Annotated in this window: 18 protein-coding genes; 9 read left to right on the forward strand and 9 right to left on the reverse strand. The window is 75.9% G+C overall.

Annotation, left to right across the window (positions count from 1 at the left end; genetic code table 11):
- Positions 1-17: 17 nt before the first annotated feature.
- Both ACI79L_RS14470 and ACI79L_RS14475 read right to left on the reverse strand, forming a co-directional pair.
- Positions 18-815 carry a LuxR C-terminal-related transcriptional regulator gene (locus ACI79L_RS14470; protein WP_456937466.1) on the reverse strand — a complete coding sequence of 266 codons (798 nt, stop codon included), beginning with the start codon at positions 813-815 and terminating at the stop codon, positions 18-20.
- A gap of 17 nt (positions 816-832) precedes the next feature.
- Positions 833-3,061: a SpoIIE family protein phosphatase gene (locus ACI79L_RS14475; protein ID WP_456937467.1), complete on the reverse strand. Its 2,229-nt coding sequence runs from the start codon at positions 3,059-3,061 to the stop codon at positions 833-835.
- Between the two features lie 535 nt (positions 3,062-3,596).
- Between ACI79L_RS14475 and ACI79L_RS14480 the strand changes: the two genes are divergently transcribed.
- The 8 genes from ACI79L_RS14480 to ACI79L_RS14515 all read left to right on the forward strand — a co-directional run bounded on the left by ACI79L_RS14480 (position 3,597) and on the right by ACI79L_RS14515 (position 14,310).
- The gene (locus ACI79L_RS14480) at positions 3,597-6,569 is read left to right on the forward strand and encodes a SpoIIE family protein phosphatase (RefSeq protein ID WP_456937468.1); all 2,973 of its coding nucleotides are present in this window, start codon (positions 3,597-3,599) and stop codon (positions 6,567-6,569) included.
- Positions 6,570-6,699: 130 nt separating this feature from the next.
- Positions 6,700-8,256, forward strand: a complete 1,557-nt coding sequence (locus ACI79L_RS14485) for a PP2C family protein-serine/threonine phosphatase (RefSeq protein WP_456937469.1) — start codon at positions 6,700-6,702, stop codon at positions 8,254-8,256.
- Complete coding sequence (locus ACI79L_RS14490) at positions 8,244-8,573, forward strand: STAS domain-containing protein (RefSeq protein WP_456937470.1); 330 nt, start codon at positions 8,244-8,246, stop codon at positions 8,571-8,573. Before ACI79L_RS14485 ends, ACI79L_RS14490 begins: the two co-directional genes overlap by 13 nt.
- A 1-nt stretch (position 8,574) precedes the next feature.
- Positions 8,575-8,994 (forward strand): ATP-binding protein, encoded by a 420-nt coding sequence (locus tag ACI79L_RS14495; protein WP_456937471.1) that lies wholly within the window; start codon positions 8,575-8,577, stop codon positions 8,992-8,994.
- 178 nt (positions 8,995-9,172) lie between these two features.
- Entirely contained in the window at positions 9,173-9,724 is a 552-nt protein-coding gene (locus tag ACI79L_RS14500) for a hypothetical protein (RefSeq protein ID WP_456937472.1), read from the forward strand.
- Between the two features lie 147 nt (positions 9,725-9,871).
- A complete protein-coding gene (locus tag ACI79L_RS14505; protein WP_456937473.1) occupies positions 9,872-10,981 on the forward strand; it encodes a PP2C family protein-serine/threonine phosphatase in 1,110 nt (369 codons plus the stop codon).
- An 870-nt stretch (positions 10,982-11,851) separates the two neighbouring features.
- Positions 11,852-13,294, forward strand: a complete 1,443-nt coding sequence (locus tag ACI79L_RS14510) for a hemolysin family protein (RefSeq protein WP_456937474.1) — start codon at positions 11,852-11,854, stop codon at positions 13,292-13,294.
- Positions 13,291-14,310: a hemolysin family protein gene (locus ACI79L_RS14515; protein WP_456937475.1), complete on the forward strand. Its 1,020-nt coding sequence runs from the start codon at positions 13,291-13,293 to the stop codon at positions 14,308-14,310. Before ACI79L_RS14510 ends, ACI79L_RS14515 begins: the two co-directional genes overlap by 4 nt.
- A gap of 77 nt (positions 14,311-14,387) precedes the next feature.
- Here ACI79L_RS14515 and ACI79L_RS14520 read toward each other — a convergent pair whose 3' ends face one another.
- Positions 14,388-14,654, reverse strand: coding sequence for a GlsB/YeaQ/YmgE family stress response membrane protein (locus tag ACI79L_RS14520; RefSeq protein ID WP_456937476.1), 267 nt, complete (start codon positions 14,652-14,654; stop codon positions 14,388-14,390).
- A gap of 92 nt (positions 14,655-14,746) precedes the next feature.
- On the opposite strand from ACI79L_RS14520, the gene ACI79L_RS14525 reads away from it, so the two are divergent.
- Positions 14,747-14,917, forward strand: a complete 171-nt coding sequence (locus tag ACI79L_RS14525) for a CsbD family protein (protein WP_456937477.1) — start codon at positions 14,747-14,749, stop codon at positions 14,915-14,917.
- A 370-nt stretch (positions 14,918-15,287) separates the two neighbouring features.
- On the opposite strand, the gene nhaA is transcribed toward ACI79L_RS14525, so the two are convergent.
- From nhaA to ACI79L_RS14555, 6 genes are all read right to left on the reverse strand, one after another.
- Positions 15,288-16,676, reverse strand: a complete 1,389-nt coding sequence (nhaA, locus tag ACI79L_RS14530; RefSeq protein ID WP_456937478.1) for a Na+/H+ antiporter NhaA — start codon at positions 16,674-16,676, stop codon at positions 15,288-15,290.
- A gap of 130 nt (positions 16,677-16,806) precedes the next feature.
- Positions 16,807-18,450 (reverse strand): ABC transporter permease, encoded by a 1,644-nt coding sequence (locus ACI79L_RS14535; protein ID WP_456937479.1) that lies wholly within the window; start codon positions 18,448-18,450, stop codon positions 16,807-16,809.
- On the reverse strand, positions 18,447-19,361 hold the full coding sequence (locus tag ACI79L_RS14540; protein ID WP_456937480.1) for an ABC transporter ATP-binding protein: 915 nt from the start codon (positions 19,359-19,361) through the stop codon (positions 18,447-18,449). The genes ACI79L_RS14535 and ACI79L_RS14540 overlap by 4 nt, the downstream gene beginning before the upstream one ends.
- Positions 19,362-19,622: 261 nt before the next feature.
- Entirely contained in the window at positions 19,623-20,201 is a 579-nt protein-coding gene (locus tag ACI79L_RS14545; RefSeq protein ID WP_456937481.1) for a hypothetical protein, read from the reverse strand.
- 105 nt (positions 20,202-20,306) lie between these two features.
- Positions 20,307-20,597 carry a GlsB/YeaQ/YmgE family stress response membrane protein gene (locus tag ACI79L_RS14550; RefSeq protein WP_456937482.1) on the reverse strand — a complete coding sequence of 97 codons (291 nt, stop codon included), beginning with the start codon at positions 20,595-20,597 and terminating at the stop codon, positions 20,307-20,309.
- 616 nt (positions 20,598-21,213) lie between these two features.
- The gene (locus tag ACI79L_RS14555; RefSeq protein WP_456937483.1) at positions 21,214-22,464 is read right to left on the reverse strand and encodes a PucR family transcriptional regulator; all 1,251 of its coding nucleotides are present in this window, start codon (positions 22,462-22,464) and stop codon (positions 21,214-21,216) included.
- Positions 22,465-22,688 lie beyond the last annotated feature (224 nt).

Consider the following 22,688-nt stretch of genomic DNA (forward strand, 5'->3'; position numbering starts at 1 on the left):
CTCCTCGGAGCGGGCTGTCAGGACCGGCCGGCCGGTCGGCGGGTAGGAGGTGATCCGGATCCACTGGCGTCCGGTGCCGCCACGGCGCCGGACGCCCTTCCCGGCTGCGCGGTCCCGGTCGGCCGGCGCCCGCGTGGACGACGGCCTCCGGCGCCGCCGGCGTGCGGGGTCGCGGTGAGGCGGTCGCGCAGCTCGGTGGCGAGGACGGCGGCCTGGGTCCGCCGCTGCAGGCCGAGCTTGCCCAGCAGGTTGCTGGCGTAGTTCTTCACCGTCTTCTCGGTCAACCCCAGGCGCTCGCCGATCTGGCGGTTGGTCAGTCCCTCGCCGAGCAGGCGCAGCAGCTCGCGTTCCCGCGGGGTGAGCCGGTCCAGCGGGTCCGGCCGCCCGTCCGTGGGGTCGGAGACGGCCGCGGCCACCTCCGGATGGAACACGGTGCCGCCGGCGGCCACCCGGTGGACCGCGGCCACCAGGGCCGGGCCGCGGACGTGTTTGACCAGGTAGCCGGCCACCCCCAGGCGCACCGCGGCCTGCACCGTGGCGGGATCGCAGTAGGCGCTGAGCACCAGGCACCGCAGCCCGGGCACGCCGGCGCGCAGCCGGGCCCAGGCCTCGGCGCCGGAGCCGTCGGGCAGCCGCATGCCGACCACCGCCACGTCCGGGCGGACGGCCAGCCCGAGCGCCACCGCCTCGGCGACCGAGGTGGCCTCGGCGACCACCGTGAGCGCCGGGTCGTCGGTGAGCACCTGGCTGACGCCGCGGCGGACCACTTCCTGCTCGTCGAGAACGAGCACCCGCACGGCGTCGCCCGACCGCACGGCCACCTCCGAGCGCATCACGACCGCCCCCCGCGTGACGCGTCCGTCGCCCGAGGCCGATCGGGTCGGCTCACTGCTGGTCGCGGAGAGCCGGGGGCCGACCCGCGGGGGTTCGGCGCGGACTGCTGCGGGCGGCCCAGGACGGGTGTCTCGTGCAGCGGGGACGACGTCCTGCCGGCCGCCGGCGACACGGCTCGCGGGACGGCGGCGTCAGGTGTGGGCGGCTGCAGCCGCAGGCAGATGAGCACGACGTCGTCGTGCAGCCGCTGCCCGCCGGTGAGCTCGGCCATCACGGCGTCGCACCAGGCCCGGGGGTGGGCGCCGTCGAGCCGCGTGGCGACCGACGACAAGTGGCCCAGGCCGGCGTCGAGGTCGGCGTCGCGGCGTTCGACGAGACCGTCGGAGTACCAGAGCAGCATCGAACCGGGCGGGACGTCGACCGCGGCCTCGGGGCGGGGCTCGACTGCCGCGCCGAGCGGACGGGACCGCCCGCCGGTGAGGAACCGGGCGTGGTGGTCGGTGACGAGCAGCGGCGGCGGGTGGCCCGCGCAGGCGTAGCGCAGCCGGCAGGTGGCCGGGTCGTACTCGCCGTAGCCGATCGTGGTGAGCGCCGCGCCGGCGATGGTCGACGACGCCCGGTCCAGCGCGTCGAGGACCGCGGCCGGGCCGTCGTGCGGGACGGCGGCCAGGGCGCTCAGCGCCGCGTGCAGCTGCCCCATCGTGGCGGCGGCCCGCAGGTCGTGGCCGACGACGTCGCCGACGGCGAACCCGACCCGGCCGAACGGCAGCGCGAACGCGTCGTACCAGTCGCCGCCGACGTCGTGGTGCTGGTCGGCCGGGCGGTAGCAGCCGGCGAACTCCGCTCCGGACAGCTCGTCCGGCACGACGGGCAGGAAGGCCCGCTGCAGCTGGTGAGCGGCCTCCCGCTCCTCCTCGTACAGCCGCGCCCGGTGCAGTGCCGAGGTCATGAGCTCGGCCAGCGTGCCCGACGTCGCGGCGACGTCCTCGTCGATCGCGTGGTCGTCCGTGAACCGGAACTCCAGTGCCCCGAACGTGGTGCCGGCGGCCCGGGCCGGCACCGCCAGCGCCGCAGGCGACCAGGCCCGGACGGGGGCATGGCGCCGGACGGCGGTCGCCAGGGGGGAGGGGTCGCCCACCGGCAGGTCGGCCACGCCGTGCCCTTCCGTGGTCCAGACCCGCAGCCGGCCGCTCTCCCGGTCGACCACCGCCACGGCGCCGGAGTCGGCGAGCAGGCCGATGCCGGAGCGGACCAGCACCTCGGCGATGGCGTCGGTCGTGGCGGCGGTCCCCAGCCCTGCGGTCACCTCCTGGAGGGCCTCCACCCGGCGCCGCGCGGCGGTCTCCCGGCGGGACACCGACCGGGCCCGCTCCCGCTCGGCGATCTCCACGGCCAGCAGCCACGCACCGAGGACGGCCGCGGCGATGAACAGCTGCAGGAGGGCGGCCTCCATCCGCGGGGTGTCGCTCAGCGGTGCCCACGGGCCGCGCCCGACCACGGTCATGACGTTGGCGGTCACGGCGACCACCAGGCCGGCCTCAGTGACGACGGCGACCCCGTACCGGACGGCCAGCCAGAACAGCCAGGGGATCGTCAGGTACGCCAGCGGGAGGACGACCGGCCAGAACACGGCCACCGTCACCCCGGCGGTGCCCAGCAGGAGGAGTGCACGCCGGACCGGGCCGGGGGCGCCGGGGCGCCCCCGGTCCAGTTGCCAGGTCAGCACGGCGCCGCCCACGACCAGCACGCCGAGCCCGTCGCCGGCCCAGAACGGGAACAGACGGTCGAGCACGGCCGGCCCCTGCGACCACTGGATGGTCAGCGAGCCGATCACCCCGCCGACCAGTGGGCCGGCCAGCACGCAGCAGAGCAGGAACGCCGTCAGGTCGCGGCGCCGGCTCAGGTCGGGGTGCGGGGCGAACCGGCGCAGCAGGAGCGCGCCGACCAGGGGCTCGGCCGTGTTGGCCAGGGCGAACCCCCAGGCCGCGGCCGGCCCGATGTCCTGGGTCCGGTCGATGAGCACCTCGACGAGCGCGGCCGTGGCCAGGATCCAGGGCCACCGGCGCCGGTCGCTGAGCACCAGCGCGGACAGGGTGACCCCGGCCGGCAGGAACAGCACCGCCCCGGTGCCCGACGACTCGAACAGCAGAAACGAGGTGATCGACCCGACGGCATACCCCGCGGCTACGGCGAGGACCAGTCGCCAGGGCACTGACAGGCGCGTCATCCCGGCCTCCGGCACTGAAGGGCCCGCGCGCCTGTTCGACGAGATCAGCTCGGTACCAACCCCGCCAGGCGCCCACCCGAGGGTTGGAGGCCAGACGGAGCGCACGGAGGCGGGCTGAGCGGCCGGAACGCCGTGCACCGCACCGCGGTGCAGACCGGCTTCGCCGGCGCAGTTCCGGGAGGAGGGCGGCTCGCCTTTCCTGAACGGCGGCCCAGCGGCCCGCGTTTTCGACCGCTGAGCCGGGGTACGGTCGCGGTGCCATCCACGAGGACCCCGCACCGTTGCGCAGCCGACCGCCAGGTCGGGCGACGCACGGTGACCGCCCAGGACGACCACTGCTGACCGTGATCGCAGTCTAGGCGCGCTACTGGCGTGCCTACCAGGTTCGCGGGAGTTCTCCGCGGCGGCCGTCGGGCGACATCCCGCACGGGACCGTTCGCGGAGCCGTCAGGCAAGGGGCCCAGCGGTGGCGTCAACGCACGATCCCGGAGCGCACACGACCGGCGAGGTCGCTCCACCGGAGCCCGCCGGCGCCGTGGTCCGTGCCGAGATCGCCGACGTCCGCCAGGGAGCCGAGCGGGCCCGCCGGGACGCCGATTCCGCGCAGGCGGCCCGCCGGGCCGCCGAGGCGAGCGCGGCACGGATGCAGGCGATGGTCGCCGGCTTGCACGCGATCGTGTGGGAGCGCGATCCGGTGACGTGGCGCTTCCGGTTCGTCAACGCCCGGGCCGAGGAGGTGCTGGGCTATCCGGTCCGGCAGTGGCTGGACGAGCCCGGCCTGTGGCAGCGGATCCTCCACCCGGACGACGCCGAGCAGGTGCTGTCCACCGTGCGCGCCACGATCGCCGACGGCGAGGACCTGTCCCTCACGTACCGGGTGCGCGCGGTCGACGGCCGCTGGGTGTGGCTGCAGCACCTGGCCCACGTCGCCCGCGACGAGGCCGGGACGGCGACCGCCGTGCACTCGGTCCTCGTCGACGTCACGGACGCCAAGCGGCGGGAACGGGCCGCGGCGCTCCTGGCCGGCGCCGGTGGCGCGCTCGCCGGCCCGGGCAGCGTGGAGGAACGACTCGCGGCGGTCACCGGGCTGCTCGTGCCGGACCTGTGTGACTGGGCCGCGGTGTGGCTGCGCGGCGACGACGAGCAGTACCGCCCGGTGGCCGTCACCCCCGCCGGGCTGGCGGCCGGGGTGCGGGCGCTGGGATCGGTGCGGGTGCCCGACGAGTTCGCCGCGGAGTTCCGGGCCGGACGCGCGTTCGCCGTCCCCCAGGTCACCGAGCAGATGTTCCGCGCCGCCACCACGGGCGAGGCCCGGTCGGCAGCGCTCACCGCGATCGGCGGCGCCAGCTGGCTGGCCGCGCCGCTGACCATCGGCGACGCCGTGGTCGGCCTGCTCACCCTCACCGCGCAGGCCCCGCACCGGTACGACGAGGCCGACGTCGCACTGGCCGCCGATCTGGGGCAGCGCCTGACGACGATGGTGGCCGCCGAGCGGCTGGCCGCCCAGCGGAGGCAGCTGCACGAGATCACCGTGGCGCTGTCGGCGGCCGGCACGGTCGCCGAGGCAGCCGCCGCCCTCACTGCCGGGCTCCGCGACACGCTCGGCGCCTCCGTCGTCGCCGTCTGCATCCTCGGCGGCGACGGGCAGCTGCACACGATCGACGTCGTCGGCGCACCCGCCGGGCGCTGGGACGGCTCCGGCGCGATGCGGCTGACGCCCTCGCTGCCGGTGACCGACGCGGCGCTGACCCGCCGGCCGGTCTGGCTGCCCGACCGGGCGACCGTGGCCGAACGCTATCCCGCCGTCGTGGACGGCCTGCTGGAGCAGACGCAGGGCATCGCCGCGCTCCCGCTGCTCGTCGGCGACCGGTTGGTCGGTGCACTCGCGGTGACCTTCCGGACGCCCAGGCCCTTCGAGCGCGACGAGCGCGCGTTCCTGCTCACCGTCGCCGATCAGGCCGCGCTGGCCTTCGAGCGGGCCGCGCTGGCCGACGTGCGCCGGGAGATGGCCGACACCCTGCAGCGCAGCCTGCTGCCCGGCGACCTCCCGGCCGTGGACCGGCTGGCGGTCACCGCCCGCTACCTGCCGGCGGTACAGGGCACCTCCGCCGGTGGCGACTGGTACGACGTCCTGCCGCTGGCCGGCGGCGCCGTCGCGGTCGCCGTCGGCGACGTCGTCGGCAACGGCGCCCCCGCCGCCGCGGTGATGGGTCAGCTGCGCAGCGCGCTGGCCGGCCTGCTGCTGGGTGGCTTCTCACCCGGGCACGCGCTGGAGGTCCTGGACCGCTTCGCCGGCCACGTGTCGGGATCCCGGGTGAGCACCGTCTCCTGCCTGCGGCTGGAGCCGGACACCGGCCGGCTCAACTACAGCCACGCCGGGCACCCTCCGCCGCTGCTGGTCGACACCGCCGCCACCGGTGACGGCGACACCGGACGGCGCGACGGGTACCTCGACGACGGGCTGGGTCCGGCGCTGGGCCTGCACGCTCCCGGATCCCGCCCGGAGGGGGCCCTGACCCTCTCGCCGGGGGCCACGCTGGTGCTCTACACCGACGGGCTGGTCGAGCGTCGGGGCGCCACCCTCGACGACGGGCTCGAACGGCTGGCCGCCGCGGCCACTGCGCGGCGGTACGCCGCGCTGCCGGCCCTCGTCGACGGTGTCCTGGGCGAGCTCGTGGACGGGGACGGCGGCACCGACGACGTCGCGGTGGTCGCCGTCCGGCTGCTGCCCGCTCCGCTGCGGCTGGACCTGCCCGCGGAACCCGTACGGCTGCCCGTGGTGCGACGGGCGGTGCGGCGATGGGCTCCCACGGCGGGGCTGCAGCCCGATGCGATCGAGGACCTCCTGCTGGCGCTCGGCGAGGCCACCGGCAACGCCGTCGAGCACGCCTACCGCGACGCGGGTGTCCCCGGCCGGATGCTCGTCGGGCTGGACCTGGGCAGTGCCGGGGACGTCGCCGTCTCGGTCACGGACACCGGCACCTGGCGTCCGCCACCGTCCGATCCCGGCTTCCGTGGCCGCGGACTGCAGATCGTCGCCGCGCTCACCGGCGACGTCGACCTCTCTCCCGGGCCCGCCGGTACCACACTGCGGTTCGTGTTCACCCCCGTGGCCCCGGTACCGGTCGTCCCCGGGCCCCGGACCGCCGTGGAGCAGATGCCGGTGGCGCAGCGCCCCCATGAGCAGCCGGCCACCCTGGAGGTCACCGACGTCCAGGGCCGCCGATGCCTGGCGCTGATCGGGGACCTCGACCTCGCCGGGACCAGCGGGATCCGCGAGCTCCTCCTCCCGCACCTGACCGGTCACCGGCCGATCACCCTCGATCTCACCCGGCTCGGCTTCGTCAGCAGCGTCGGCGCCGGGCTGCTGCTCGAGGTGGCCGACCGCGCCGGACCCCGCGGCGAGCTGGCCGTCCTGCTCCCGACGACCGGACCGGTCCGCCGGATGCTGGACCTCACGGGACTCGCGTCGGCCCTCCAGGCCGACGCGGAGCCCCTCCCGAGCTGAGCGTGAGCCCGATGACCGTCGCTCGTGTGCCCGGTCGGCGTGACGTCCGCCGGACGCGCGCCGTCCGGCCGCTGAGCGCTACTCGGCCGCAGTTCCGGGGTCGCCGCCCCGGCGCTACGCCTCCGCCGCCATGATCGGCGGGGGGCTGCGCCGGCTGGGTGTCGCCGTCGCCGTCGTGATCCTCGCGGCCGCGGCGGTGCTCGCGTGGCTGGCGGCCGAGGTCAACGACCGCGCCGAGGCCGCGCTGCTGCAGCGGCAGGTGGCGCAGGCGGGGGCCGTGCTGACCACCCAGATCTCGGTCCTGCAGACCCAGCTGGCCGATGCCGGGCAGGTGGCCACCGCCGCGGACCCGGACCCGGACCCGTTCGGGCGGTTCGCCGAGGCGCGCGTCGCCGAGACGCCGGGCATGTCGCTGTCGCTGTGGCGGATCGGGGGCGGCGGCGCCGAACGGGTGGCGGCGCACGGTCCCGACCCGGTCGGCCCGCCGGATCCCGACACCTTCCTCGCCGGGGTGCCGGCCGACGGCACGCTGGCCGTCACCGAGGTCCTGCCCGGCGAGCCGGACCGGCTCGGCTACGCGCTGCGGCCGGCCGGCGACACCGCCGGGCTGGTGATCTACGCCGAGTCGGCGCTGCCGCCGAACCGGCGCGTCGAGGTGCCGCCGGACGAGGCGTTCGGCGGGCTGGACTTCGCCGTCTACCTCGGCGGGACCACCGCGACCGACCGGCTGCTGTACGCCACCGGGCCGGTGCCCATCGGCGGGGACACCGCGGCGACCAGCGTGCCGTTCGGCGACACCGGGATCACCGTCGTCGGCGCGTCCCCGACCGGGCTGACCGGCGGGCTGGCCCGCGCGCTGCCGTGGATCGTGCTCGGGGTGGGGGCGACGCTGGCCGCGGCGGCCGCCGCGGCCGTGGCCGCCATCGGCCGGCGGCGCGTCGAGGCCGAGCGGCTGGCCGCCGAGAACGAGCGCCTGTTCCACCAGCAGCGGGGCATCGCGGGGACGCTGCAGCACGCGCTGCTGCCCGAGCTGCCCCGCGTGGACGGCATCGAGGTCGCCGCCCGCTACGTCGCCGGCGTCGACGAGCTCGACGTCGGCGGCGACTGGTACGACGTCATCCCCCGCGGGCCGGGCTGCGCGGTGTTCGTCGTCGGCGACATCTCCGGGCGAGGACTGGACGCGGCGACCACGATGGCTGCGCTGCGCTTCGCCGTGCGGGCCCACCTCGCCGTGGGCGACGACATCGCCACCGTCGCCGCCAAGCTGCGCCCGCTGCTGCACGTCGACAGGGACCACCGGTTCGCCACCGTGCTCCTCGGCGAGCTCGATGCGGGCCGGCTGCGGGTGATCTGCGCAGGTCACTTCCCGCCGCTGCTGCTCGCCGACGGCGAGGCACGGCTGCTCGACGTCCCGGTCGACCCGCCCATCGGGGTGGACCCCGCCGCCCGGCTGGCGGCCGTCACCGTGCCGCTGCCCGCCTCCGGCACCCTGCTGGCGTTCACGGACGGGCTGGTGGAACGCCGCGGCGAGGTCATCGACGCCGGGGTGGACCGGCTGTGCGCCGCGGCCGCGGCCGCGGCCGACGGGCAGCCGCTGCCCGAACTGCTCGACACGCTGCTGCACACGCTGACCGGCGACGGCGGAAGCGACGACACGGTGCTGATGGGGATGCGATGGACGAGGTAGCACAGAAGCCGCGGGCCGAGCTGACGGTCGACGTGTCCGCGGACGGCAGGCCGCTGCGGATCGGCCTGGCCGGCGAGCTGGACCTGGCCGCCCTGCCCGACGTGCAGCCGGCCCTGAATCGGCTGCTGGCCCACGACCGGCAGCCGGCGTGCATCGACCTCGGCGCGCTGACGTTCCTGGACTCGACCGGCGTGGCGGTGCTCGTCCGGCTCGCCAACCACTTCGCCCCGGTCGAGGTGGTGCGCGCCACCCCGGCGGTGCGGCGGGTGGTGCAGGTGCTCGGCCTGGGCGCCCGCCTAGGCCTGGACGGGACCTGAGATGCCCAGTCAGGTCTTTCCCGCCGTGCCCGCCTCGGTGCCCGAGACGCGCGCCTACGTCATCGCGCTGCTCGCACGGCTCGCTCCCGACGTGTGCGAGACCGCCGCGCTGCTGGTCTCCGAGCTGGCCACCAACGCCGTCCGGCACGACGGTGGCCGACCCTTCGAGGTGACGGTCCGGCAGCTCACCGAGCCCGACCGGGTGTGGTGCGGGGTCACCGACACCGCCCCCGGCCTGCCGGTGCTCCGCTCGCCGTCGGTCACCGAGGAGCACGGCCGTGGCCTGCGCCTGGTCGCCGCGCTCGCCGACCGCTGGGGCGCCCACCGCCGCCGCGACACCGACGCCAAGACGGTGTGGTTCGAGTTGGCCACACCCGCCGCGACGCTGCGCCTGGACCGCGGCCGGCACAGCCCGGCGTGACCACGGACACGAGCAGCTGGGGGACACCCGGAGCAGGGACCGCGGCGCCCGTCGGTACGTGTCGGCTCCCGGCGGTCGCGAGGTCGGTGCCAGCGGCACGGCCCTGGTGGAGCGCCGTCGTGCCCCCCTGGGCTCACGGCGCCGAGGCGAGGCCGACCCGACCACCCGGCGAGCCGCCATGAGCCTCCCTCTGCTGGTCGCGGTCGACGACGACCCCGCCCTGCTCGCAGACGTCCACCGGGAGCTGCACAACCGCTTCTCGGTCGACTACCGCATCTCCTGCCCGACCTCCGCCCGCGAGGGGCGCACCACCCTCCAGGCGTGCGCGGCGGCGGGTGAGGACGTCGCCCTCGTGCTCGCGGCCGAGCAGCTCGAGGGAGCATCCGGCACGGACCTGCTCGCCGAGGTGCCGGCTCTGTTCCCGGACGCCGTCCGGGGCCTGCTCATCGGCTGGGACCACCTCGGTGACCCGGCCACCGGCGACGCGGTCTTCGAGGCGATCGCCCGCGGCCGCATGGACCAGTACCTGGTGCGGCTCCCGAGGCGTGGTCCATGCCGCACAGGACCCGCGCGTGCTGGTGGTGGCCACTCCGGGCAGCGCGGACCGGGACGCGGGCGAGTTCCGACGAGTCTGTCGCGCCTGTCCGCCCACGACGCTCGCCGGGCTGCGTTCCGGCGAACCGCTGAATGTCTCGCCCGCCGCGCAGCCGCGCTACCGCCGCAGCGCTGACCCCTAGGTTGGTACCGGGCCAAGTCGTCGGGCTCCGGAGCGGACGAGGAGCGGGCGGTGACTCGATCCCAACGCGTCGTTCACGCCCTGTCCCTGGGTGTCCTCGCCGTCGTCACGGCACTGGACCTGCTCCTCGGCCGCGGTCAGGTGGTCACCGGTCTGCTGGTCATCAGTCCGCTGGCGGCCGCGACCGCGCTGGGACGGCGGGCCACGATCGGCTACGGCGCGCTCGCGCTGCTGTTGGCGGTGCCCCTGGGGGTCTACAACGAGCAGTACACCGCCGAGACGGTGCTCGCCCAGTCGATCCGGCTGGGCGGGATCGCGGTCGGCACGGCCGTGGCCGTGGTCGCTGCCACCCTGCGGCTGCGCCGGGAGGACGACCTGGCCCGGATGAGTGCGCAAGCGGCCACTGCTGCGCTGGTCGTACGGACCGCAGAGACCCTGCAGCGCAACCTGCTGGGGGCCCCTGCGCATCCGGACGGGTGGGAGACGGCGGTGCGGTACCTGCCGGCGAGCCGTCACGCCCAGGTGGGCGGCGACTGGTACGACGCGTTCGTCCGGCCCGACGGCACGACGGTGCTGGTGATCGGAGACGTGGCCGGGCACGACGCCCCCGCGGCCGCGACGATGGCGCAGACCCGCGGGATGCTCCGGGGGGTGGCCTGTGCCACCGGCGCATCGCCGGCGGCGGTGCTCACGGCGCTCGACCGGGCGTTCGAGTCCCTGGCGATGGGCACGCTGGTGACCGTGGCGGTCGCCACGCTCGGCCACGATCACCGGGCAGGGCAGACGCTGCTGCGCTGGTCGAACGCGGGACACCCGGCACCGATCCTGATCCGCGCCGACGGCTCGGTGCAGCTGCTCGAGCGCACGCCCGAACGGCTCATCGGTGTCTCGCCGGGCGCCCCACGTCGCGACCACGAGCAGCTGCTGCATGCCGGCGACACGGTGCTCTTCTACACCGACGGGCTGATCGAGCGCGGCCACGTACCGCTCGACGAGGGAACCGCGTGGCTGCTCGGCGAGGTGCGGCGACTGGCCGGCGAACCGCTGGACCGGTTGTGCGATGAGCTGCTGCAGGCGATCGGTGGCCCGGTGGACGACGACGTCGCCCTGCTGACGGTGCGCCTTCCCCACCGCACGGCGTCCTCGCCGTCGGCGGTGACGACCTCCTCGAGCTGGGTCGGGTTCGGTGATCGCCCCGCTGCGCCGGCTGCAACGGTCGAGACGGCGGGCCGGTCGGCGCCGGCGGAGTGATCGCACCCGGCGCCGGCGCGCCATGGGTGGTCAGGGTCGATGGAGGCGCCCACGTCGCCGGTCGGCCGGACGGACCGGCGCGCCGCAACCGCTGAGCGGGGTGGCGGAAGCGGGCCTCGTCCTGCTGCGCCTCGAGCAGCGCCCGGGTGGCGGCGCGAGCGTGCAGCGGCGCAAGCGTGCAGCGGCGCAGGGTCACCGGCGGTGGTCACTGGCGGTGGTCAGGCCCAGCGGCTCGCGGCGGCCCAGCAGGTGGGTGTCACGAGGGCCGCGGAGGCCCGGACGCGAAACGCCCCGGTGTTCCTGCAGGAACACCGGGGCGGTGCTGTGTCCGAGGGGGGACTTCCGCCCTCAGATGTGGGAGCCGTCCCACCGGCGGCCTCCGCGGTGGGGAAGGGGCGCGGTGTGCGCGGCTTCGTGGACATGGTCGGAACGTAGCGCGCCCGCAGGACGGCGCTGAGATCGTGATCAGCGACGCAAGGCAATGCCCCGGTGCGGTGGACCGCGGCCGGGCCGGCCGGTGCCCGTTGCGGCATCGCTCCTCGCTGCGGCTGGACCGCGTTCTGGGGCTGTCTCAGCTGACCACGGTCTTCCGCCGACCCCTCGAACCGAGACGGTCCGGCCGCGCGGAACTGCGGTCTTCCGCTGGTGAGCCGCCGGCACGCTCGCCGCCGCGCTGGCCGGTGTCACGCTGCGGGGCGGCACAGTCGTGCGAGGACGCCGGGCCGGCTGCGATGGAACAGCGCGTCACGCTCGTCCGTTGATCAACGGGGCGGCGTCGTCCGCTCCTGCCATCCCGTCGAAGAGAGCCATGAGTCCCTATCACAGTCCCCAGGCCACGTCCCCCCATCTCGGTGAGGGGGTGCGTGGCCGGTGACCGAAGTGCTCTCCCTGCTGCTCGGTGTCGCGGTGGTCCTCGGGATCACCGTGCTCACCGGGTACTTCGTGGCGCAGGAGTTCGCCTACATGGCGGTCGACCGGTCCACGCTGGCCGCCCACGCCGAGGCCGGTGACGCCGCCGCCAGGCGCGCCCTGGCCGTCACCCGCCGCACCTCGTTCATGCTGTCGGGTGCGCAGCTGGGCATCACCGTCACCGGGCTGCTGGTCGGCTACGTCGCCGAGCCCCTGATCGGGCAGTCCCTCGGCGCGCTGCTCGGCGGAGTGGGCATCCCGACCGCGGTCAGCGTCGGGATCGGCGCGGTGCTCGCGCTGCTGTTCTCCACGATCGTGCAGATGCTGTTCGGCGAGCTGTTCCCGAAGAACCTCGCCATCGCCCGCCCCGAGCCGGTCGCCCGCTGGCTGGGCGCCTCCACCACCGGCTACCTGAAGGTGTTCGGGCCGCTGATCTGGGTGTTCGACCAGGCGTCGAACCTGCTGCTGCGGGCGCTGCGCATCGAGCCGGTGCACGACGTCGAGCACGCCGCGACCGCCCGCGACCTGGAGCACATCGTCGAGGAGTCCCGGGAGAGCGGTGACCTGCCGGCGGAGCTGTCGATGCTGGTCGACCGGATCCTGGACTTCCCCGCCCGGACCGTCGAGCACGCGATGATCCCCCGCCCGCGGGTGGGCACCGTCCCCACCACCGACACCGTGGGTCGGCTGCGCGCGCTGATGGCTGCAGGGCACTCCCGCTATCCGGTGCTCGACGCCGAGACCGGTGACGTGACCGGCGTGGTGCACCTGGCCGACCTGCTCACCACCGCCGAGCCGGACACCGCGCCGGTGACCGCCCTCGCCCGCGAGTGCCTGGTGGTGTCCACGTTCACCCCGCTGCCGGACGCGCTGCGCCAGCTCACCGACACCGGCAACCAGCTGGCCTGCGTCATCGACGAGTACGGCGGCTTCGCCGGCGTGATCACCCTGGAGGACCTCGCCGAGGAGCTGGTCGGGGAGATCACCGACGAGCACGACGCCGACGTCGATCCGGAGTACGTGCCGGTGGAGGGCGACGGCGTGTGGGAGATGGCCGGCGACGTGCACGTCGACGAGGTCGAGCGCGCGCTGGCCGTGGACCTGCCGCGAGGGCCCTACGAGACGATCGCCGGCCTGGTCATCGCCGCCGCCGGCACGCTGCCCGAGCCCGGCGCCGCGCTGATCGTCGAGCTGCCGCCGGACCCGGGCGACCTGGTGCACGACGACCATCCGCAGCCCCGCGCCCTGCACGTCGAGGTGCTCGCCGTGGACCGGCACGTGCCCTCCCGGGTGCGCCTCGAGCTCCCCGACCGCGCCGAGAGCTCCGTCGCGGGCCCCGAGCCCACTCCGGCCCCGGCCGACGCCGACCGCGCGGCCCGCGTCTCCGAGGAGTCCTCCCGATGAGCGACAACCCACTGGTGGTCGTCGCCGCCACCGTCGTCATCGTCGCGCTGAGCGCGTTCTTCGTCGCGGTGGAGTTCGCCGCGCTCGCGGCCAAGCGGCACCGGCTGGAGGAGGCCGCCTCGAGCAGCCGCTCGGCCCGCGCGGCGCTGCGCAACTCCTCCGAGCTGACCCTGCTGCTGGCCGGCTCGCAGCTGGGCATCACCGCCGCCACCCTGGCCCTGGGGGCGATCAGCAAGCCGGCGGTGCACCACTGGCTGACCCCGCTGTTCGAGACGTGGGGGCTGCCGCTGGTCGCCGCCGACGTCGCCGGGTTCGTCCTGGCGCTGCTGATCGTGACGTTCATCCACCTGGTGGTCGGTGAGATGGCCCCGAAGTCGTGGGCGATCGCCCACCCGGAGCGCTCCGCCACCCTGCTCGCCGGGCCGATGCGGGCGTTCATGGCGGTGTTCCGGCCGCTGCTGCGCGCGCTGAACGCCGCGGCCAACAGCCTGGTCCGCAGGGTCGGCGTGGAGCCGGCCAATGAGCTCGCCGTCGGGCACAGCCCCGACGCGCTGCGCCACCTGGTGGAGCACTCGGCCAACGTCGGCGCGCTCGACGCGAGCTTCTCCGCGCAGATCTCCGGCGCGCTGGAGCTGGAGCGGATGACCGTCCGCGAGCTGGTCACGCCGGACGCGCCGCTGGTCGCGGTGCCCGCGGGCGCGGGCGTGGGCGCGGTGCGCGAGGCCACGCGGCGCACCGGGCACTTGCGGATCCTGCTCGGCGACCGGGCGCGGCTGACCGGGGTGGTGCACGTGCGCGACACCCTCACCGCCCCCGACGAGGCGGACGCGGCGGGCTTCGCCCGGCCGGTGTTCGCCCTCACGGCCGACACCACCGTGCACGCCGCGCTCAAGGCGATGCGGGAGACCCGCCACCACCTGGCCGTGGTCACCGACGGCGCCACGGTGCTCGGCGTGATCACCCTGTCGGACGTGCTGCGCCGGCTGTTCCCGCAGCCGGAGGGCACCGCCGCCTGACCGCCGGCAGCCGCGACGGTGCGGCCGGGCCCCGTAGAGGACCCGGCCGCACCGGGGTCGTCAGCGAGCTCGGCCGGTCAGCGCACCGAGCGGTGGCGACGCAAGCCGACGACGCTCTCGGCGGCGCCGATGAGCAGCAGCGCGGCGATCACCGCGAGCACGAAGCCCAGGACGTTGAGCTCCCAGATGGAGCCGGTGCCCAGGGCCCAGGCGATCGTGCCGCCGATCAGCGAGCCGACCAGGCCCAGCAGCAGCGTGGCCAGGATGCTCAGGTTCTGCTTGCCCGGCTTGATCAGGCGGGCGAGCGCGCCGATGACGAGGCCGGCCACGAGGAAACCGATCATGCCGCGAGTGTGCCCCCGCGCCGCCGGGCCCGACACCGGCTGACGGCCTCGCGGCCGGCATGCCGAGGCACCGGGTGGGGTACCAGCGCCGCATGAGCGCTGAGGACAAGGCTGCGAACAAGGTCGACGCGCTGGCCGGCAAGGCGAAGGAGGCGGTCGGACGGGTCACCGGCAACCCCGACCTCGAGGAAGCCGGCAAGCGCCAGCAGGTCAAGAGCGACCTGAAGCAGGCCGGCGAGAAGGTCAAGGACGCCTTCAAGTAGGCCCTGTAGTACCCGGGAGGTACACAGGGACCGGTCCGGCGGGGACGCGCGCGACCGGCCGGTGTTCCTACCGTCAGGACCGGCGCGGACCTGAGCGACGACGCGCGCCGAGGCACCGGTCGTCCGCCCCTGCCGCTGGAGACCAGCCTCCCCGGGGTCCTCGCGGCCGGCGACGTGCGGTCCGGGTCGGTGAAGCGGGTGGCCTCCGCCGTGGGGGAGGGGTCCATCGCGATCCAGCAGGTCCACCGCCTGCTCGCCGTGTGACCTGCTCCCCGCCGTGGGCGGCCCGAACACCCCCCGGTGCCGTCGCGGTCGGGGAACGCGCCGCGCGGCGGCGCGGCCACCCGTCGAGCCGCGCGGTGGCCGGCGTCTACCTCGACGTGCCGGAGCCACCGCTGGGCTTCCGGCGGCGGGCGGCCGGGGCGACGTCGGTCCCGGCGGAGGCGCGGTCGCCCGGACCCTGGAACACGTCGGGGACGCCGTCGGCGTCGGCGTCGGCGGCCTCGGCGTCGCAGATGCGCCGGTAGCGGTGGTCTCGCAGGCGCAGCAGGACCCCGGCGAGGACCGCCGCCAGCAGCGTGCCAGTGAGGACGCCGACCTTGACGTGCTCGGTGCGCAGCGAGTCGGCGCCGAAGGCCAGTTCGCCGATCAGCAGCGAGACGGTGAACCCGATGCCGCCCAGCAGGGACAGCCCGATGACGTCGGGCCAGCCCAGGTCGCGGTCGAGCTCGGCGCGGGTGAACCGGGCGACCAGCCAGGTGGCCGCGGTGATGCCGACGGTCTTGCCGACGACCAGCCCGACCACGATGCCGACGGCGACGCTGTCGGTCAGGGCCGCGCCGAGCCCGGACAGGCCGCCGACGGTGACCCCGGCGGAGAAGAACGCGAACACCGGCACCGCCACCCCGGCCGAGAGCGGGCGGAACCGGTGCTCGAAGTGCTCGGCCAACCCGGGCCCGGCACTTGGTCCGCCGGCGGCCTGACGGCGTGCGACGGGAACGGTGAAGGCCAGCAGCACCCCGGCGACGGTGGCGTGCACCCCGGACTCGTGCACCAGCACCCAGGTGAGGACGGCCAGCGGCAACAGCAGCCACCACGACCGGACCCGGCGCTGCACCAGCATCGCGAACACCGCCAGCGGCACGAGGGCCAGCAGCAGCGGGGTGACCGACAGCGCGGCGGTGTAGAAGACGGCGATGATCGTGATCGCCAGCAGGTCGTCGACGACGGCGAGGGTGAGCAGGAAGGTGCGCAGCCCGGCGGGCAGGCGGGTGCTGATCACGGCCAGCACGGCCAGGGCGAAGGCGATGTCGGTGGCGGTGGGGATGGCCCAGCCGGCCAGGGCGCCGGCGCCGGCGCCGGCGTTGAGCGCGACGTAGAGCAGCGCCGGGACGGCCATGCCGCCGACGGCGGCGGCGACCGGCAGCGCCGCCCGCCGCGGGGCCCGGAGGTCGCCGGCGACGAACTCGCGCTTGAGCTCCAGGCCGGCGACGAAGAAGAAGATGGCCAGCAGCCCGTCGGCGGCCCAGGTGCCCAGGGTCAGGTCCAGGTGCAGCGACGCCGGGCCGACCCGGGTGTCGCGGAGCGTCTCGTAGGCCGCGGACCACGGGCTGTTGGCCCAGGCGAGTGCGGTGATGGCGCCGACGATGAGCAGGACGCCGCCGACGGTCTCCCGGCGCAGGATGCCGGCGATGCGGCTGACTTCCGGCCAGGAGCCGGGGGAGAACAGGTGGAACGTGCGGCGGGCGCGAGTGGTCACGGCGCCCCTGCTCCCAGGGGTGGCGGGGGTCGGCGGACCGCCGACCGGGGTGCTCGGCGCACCCCCGGGCGACCCGCGGCAGGGCGCAGGCAGTCCCCGTGGGAGGTGGCGATCCGTGGCGGCCGGTGGGTCATGGGCGCAGATCCCGCCGGGCGTAGCGCAGACACCCGGCAGCGGCCAGCGCCACCGCGACCGTGAGCATCCCGACGGCGCCCGGGACGTTCCACGGCTCAGCCGGAACGGCGTGGAGGTGGGCGAACGGGGACAGCCACCGGATCGTGCCCGGCCAGCCGAAGGTGTCGGCGAGCACCAGCAGCAGGTAGCCGCCGACGGCCGGCGTCGCCCCGACGGCGAGCACCGCCGTGGGTGCCCAGCCCAGGGCGGCCAGCGCTGACCCCAGGCACAGCAGCGCGACGGGGAGGACGGTGAGCGCGCCGGCCAGCGCATCGCCCAGGCCCAGGCCGGCGCCGACCCGGGAGGCCCCGGCCCATGCGGCCAGGCCCGCCGCGGCGGTGAGAACGGCGGCGGCGACGGCGATGGCGACGGCCTCGGTCGCCGCCCACCGAGCCCGGCCGACCGGCCGGGAGTACAGCAGGGCGAGCCGGCCGGCGGTCTCGTCGGCCGCGGTCGTGGCGACCTGGCCGGCGGCGAAGATGCCCACGGCGACGGCCAGCACCGTGTACAGCGCCGACACGTAACCCTCCACCGACTCGAGCCCGGCGAAGCCGGCCTGTGCGGCCAGATCGGCGAACAGCGGGTTGGCGCGGAGGAAGTCGGTCATCGCCGTCGCCAGCAGCCCGATGAGCAGGAAGTAGGCCATCGCGCCGGCGGCCCAGCCGGCCAGTGGGCGGCGCGTGCGGTGCACGGCGAGACCGGGTAGCGAGGTCAGCAACCGGCTGGGACGGGCGCGGCGGTCGCGACCGGTCACCCGGCCACGACCCACGTCCCGTCCCGACGCGAGTGCGACGGCGGAGGCGGCCAGCGCGGTGACGAGGACGGCCAGCACCAGCAGCGCCGACCAACGGGCCCCGGTGAACGGCGCCGCCCGCCCCAGCAGGCCGAACGGTGTCAGCCACGCCAGCCAGGCCAGGGCCGGCACCCCGTCGGCCACCATGCGGGCGAGCAGGCCACTGAGGAGGACCGCGACGGCCAGCCCGGACGCCGAGCGCCGGTCACCGAGCAGTTGCGCGGTGAGGATCCCGAGCGCGGCACCGACCATGCCCGTCCCGGCCAGACAGCCACCGAACAGCACCGCCCCTGGCAGTTCCGCCCCGGCGAGGACCAGACCGAGCCCGCCGGCGACACCGGGGAGCGCCGAGGAGGCCAGCACGACGCACAGGACCCGGGCCACGAGGGACGGCAGCTGTAGCCGCCCGGCCAGCAGCAGGTCCCACCGGCCGGCCTCCTCCTCCCCGCGGGTCAGCCGGGTGGCGGTCAGTGCCGCCCAGATCCCGACCAGCACGGCGAGGACGGTGCCGGTGCGCCAGACGGTGAAGCCGCCGACGGTGTCCAGCCCGACCGGCGGGCCGAACAGCGTGCGGATCGCCGGGCTCTCCGCCAGGGCGGCGAGGGAGTCGGCGCCGAGGGCGCCGTCCCACCCCCGGTACTGCACCGCCACGAGGGCCGTCAGGCCGCCGCAGCAGGCGGCGACGACCGCAGTGCCGCGGCGGGCCTGCCGGACGGTGGCCGCGGTCGCCGTGCGGCCCGCCGACCGGAGCGGAGTGGGCGGACGGGCGGCCTCTGGTGCGCGGCCGGGTACGGTGCGGGTGGTCATGCCGGCTCCGCGCCGTAGTAGTCCAGGAAGATCTCCTCCAGCGACGGGTGCCGAGCCTCCAGACGGGCGACGCCGGCGTCGCCCAGGGCTCCCAGCACCGCCCCGGGCGGACCGGTGAGCGACAGCTCCAGTCGCACCGGACTGGGCCACCGCAGGTCGCTGACCCCGGGCGGCTCGGCGAGGCGCTGCAGCTCGAGCGCCGGTGCGGCCAGATCGGCGACGACCACGGTTCGGCGCAGGCGCCGGAGGTCGGCCAGTCCGGCGAGCTCGACCAGCCGGCCGCCGCGCAGGATGCCCACCCGCGAGCAGATCGCCTCCACCTCGGCGAACTGGTGGGAGCTGAGGAACACCGTCTGGCCGTGTGCGGTGGCCCCGGCGATGCAGGCCCGGACCTCGTGCTCCATCAGCGGATCCAGGCCGCTGGTCGGCTCGTCCAGGACCAGCAGCGGCGCACGGGTGGCGAACGCGGCCACCAGGGCGATCTTCTGCCGGTTGCCCGTGGAGTAGGTGCGGGCCCGCCGGTCCGGATCCAGCGCGAACCGCTTCAGCAGCTCGTTCCGGTAGGCGGCGTCGGTTCCCGGGCCGACACCGGCCAGCAGCCGCAGGCACTCCCGGCCGGTCAGCGACGGCCACAGCGCGACGTCCGCCGGCACGTACGTCAGCTGCCGGTGCGCCCGTTCGACGTCACCGGCCGGGGCGCCGAACACCCAGGCCATGCCCGCGGTCGGCCGCAGCAGTCCGAGGAGCATCCGGATGGTGGTCGACTTGCCCGCGCCGTTGGGACCGAGGAAGCCGAAGACCTCCCCGGGCGGCACGGTCAGCGACAGGTCGACCACCCCCTCGGTGGCGCCGAACCGCTTGCCCAGCCCCTGGAGGCGCACCGCGGGGACGAGCGGTGACGGTGCGGACACGGTGCCCTCCAAGCAGTCGAGATGACGACCGCCGACCACGCTTCCCGACGCACCAGCGGCGAGGGGTGCGGTCGGCGCGTCCAGCGGTGGTCGTCGCGGTTCGCCGCGGGGCCGGCGACCGGCGGCGTCCGGCCCGGTCACCCCTGCGGAGCCGGCCGGCATGCGGCTGGCAGGTTCTGCTCAGGTGCACGTGCACGCCGAGGGCGGTCGTGTCGGCGCTGTCGAGGTCGTACCCGACCAGCACCCGGGACCCGGGCGGGTTCACGGGGGCGCACCGGAGTCCCCTCGCAGGTGCTGCTCGGGAGCCCCCTCGTCCCCGTCGCTCAACCACCGGGCCACTCCCGGCGGGTCCCGGCGGGTCAGCTCCTCGAGGAGCAGGGGGCGGACCAGGAGGGCTCTGGCGCGTAGGTCGGGGTCCGCGCCGGGCCGCAGGTGCTCGCCGGCCGCGCGCCACTCGGCGAGGAGCAACGGTGTCGAGACCACCTGGAGGAACGGCCGCAGCTCCGCGACGTCGAGGTCCAGGGCGGGTCCGACGGCGCGACCAGCGGACTCCGCGATCCACCCGACGACCGCGACGCAGCTCAGCCCGATCAGCACCATGGCGGCTACCGACCCGAAGGTGCCGAACTGCCGCAGGCCCGCGATGCAGGGCACGGCCAGCGCGGCGCCCGCTCCCGATGACACCGCTGCGCGGCGGACCGCGGGGCCCAGAGGAGACGCCGGGCTCGCCGTCAGCACCACGATCGCGACGAACACCCCGAAGGCGGGCGCCGCGACCAGCACGACGGACGGGGGAGCGGTGAGGGCACCGACGAGCGCGAAGGCGATCGCAGTCCCCAACAGAGCACGGCGACAGGCCCGGACGACCGGGCCGGACCGGCGCCCCGGAGGGACGTGGGCGCCATCCGTGCACCGGGACGAGTCGGCCACGACGGTGTCCGCTGGTCAGGCCGGGCCCGGACCGGTACCCCGCCGGAGCCGGTGGCGCGCGGCCAGCCGGTCGTACCCGACCAGCAGGATCACCGCGCCGACCACCGACCCGACGAGGCCCGCCGGACTGGATCCGCGGTCCTGCAGGCTTCCGGTGAGCAGGCCCAGGAGGCCACCGACGAGCGAACCGGCCACACCGAGCAGCGGGGTGGCCGGCCAGCCCATCGGGTCCTTGCCGGGCACGAGCGCGCGGGCGAGGAGCCCGGCGACGAGACCGATGAGCAGCAGCCAGAGGAGCGAGGACACCGTCGCCTCCGTCGGGTCAGGGAGTCGGGCCCGGAGGTCCGGACGAGATCGGGCACGGGCTCACGACGCGGTCGCCCGAGCCTCGGGGTGGCGACGCCGCGCCGGGGCGCGGAGGCCGGCCGCCGGCGGTGCCGCGGGTGCGCCGCCGCGTGCGTATGGCGGCGCAGGCGCCGGCGAGGGCCGCGTCGACCGGCGCCGACGTACCGGCGAGCGTCGCGCCGAACTCGAGGAGCGGTGTGACGCCTGACCGCTCGGCATGGGTGACGCCGCGGAGGTCCACGAGGACGGTCCCGTTCTCCCGGTCGCGCACGTACTCGAGCACCGCAGCCAGCAGGGCGCCGCCCGAGGGGCCCAGGGGACCGGCGACGGAGATGACGGTGCCCTGGCGATCCAGATCCGGTCGGAGCAGCACCTCGCACCGGCGGCCGGCGCCGTTGTCCGGCCCGGCAGGATCCGCCCGGGTGGACCCGGCGGGCGGCGAGATCCTGCCGGTGGCCACGACCGGGTCCGCGGGAACGGGCATGGCGCGAGGCTAGGAACGTCGATGGCTGCCGGCAGGGCCTGACCGCGGACAGCTCCGAGTCGGAGAACTGCCGGGATCCGGCAAGCCGCCGACCTAGTCGTCGCTCGCCAGGGGTTGCTGTGGCCAGTCGAGCAACCGGGCGCCGGTGACGGCGACGTGCAGGGTGAGCCCGTGCGCGGGATCACCGGGCGCGTGCCCGGTGAGCTCCTGAACGCGCTGCAGCCGGTAGCTGACGGCGCGGGTGCTCAGGTGCAGACGTCGGGCCGTCGCGGTCGTGTTGCCGCCGCTCGCGAAGTAGGCCTCCAGCGTGTCCAGCAGCAGCTCCGCGCCGCCGCGCGCGGCGGTCAGCGGGCCCAGCACCGCCGAGACCAGGTCCGCCATCGCGGCCTCGTCCCGCACCAGGACCCGGTACACCAACAGGTCCCGGGCGTGCACGACCGGGTGCGGCAGTCCCAGGCGGCGGGCCAGGTGCAACGCTTCCAGCGCCTCGCGGTAGGAGTGCCGCACCCCCATGGGCCCCGGATGCGGCCGGCCGACCCCCACGCGCCACCGGGGCCTGTGGGTGAGGTCGGCGGCGGCTCGGCCCGCCAGCTCCGCGAGCTCCTGGCCACCGGCAGCGGACCGGCCAGAGCCCGGAGCCGGCACCGACAGCACACAGACCAGACACCCGTCCTTCGCCGCGGCCAGCAGCCGCCGCTCTCCGAAGCGCGCGCGCACGGCGTCCGCCAGCCATCCGGTCACCCGCATACCGGAGTCGATCGGCCGGTCGGTGGCCGCGACGGTGACGACGTGTGTGCCGGTGAGCGTGAGCCCGAACGGCTCCGCGCGCTCGACGAGTGACCCCACGTCGGCCTGGCCGCTGAGCAGATCGTCGACGAACTCGCGTCGGAAGGCCTCCTCCCGACGGACGACCTCCCGCTGGGCCTCGAGGTAGCCGGCGGCCAGCGCGGCCAGGGCGGTGTCGGCGGCGCGCCACACCGCCTCGCCGGTGCCGACCAACTCGGCGGCCCGCAGCGGCCTGCCCCGGACCTCCGCCAGCAGCTCGGGCAGCCGCGGCCACAGCCGCCGGGAGGCCGTCATGTACAGGTCGACGAGAGCCGGCAGCCCCACCCCCGCCGTGGCCGCCCGGCCGCCCAGGCGGCGGCAGGACGCCTCCTCGTCGCCGCTCAGCCGGCGACCGGTCCGCGCCACCGTCCAGAGGGCCGTCAGGTACCCGTCCAGCAGCGCGGCCGCCATCCCGTGCTCGTCCGCCGACGCCGCGGTGACCTCCTCCACCACCGCGTCCGCGGCCGATCCCGGGGCCCGGGCCTCACCGGAGGCGGGCACCGTGACGTCCGGCAGCACGGAAGCGGCTCACCAGGCCACCGTGACCGTTGGCCCACCCCCGCCGCAACCACCGGTGACGTTGGCATCCCTTCACGGGCAGCAGTGGCTCGATGCGCGCCCAGGCCGCATCGGTGAGCCATGCCGGCCGACCATCGACCGGGCCTGACCCACACCAACGCACCATCACCAGGACAGGCCCTAGGCCCGTGGACGGACGGTGGATCACGGTGGGACAGTGCGAA

Source organism: Geodermatophilus sp. SYSU D00684 (assembly GCF_054050455.1).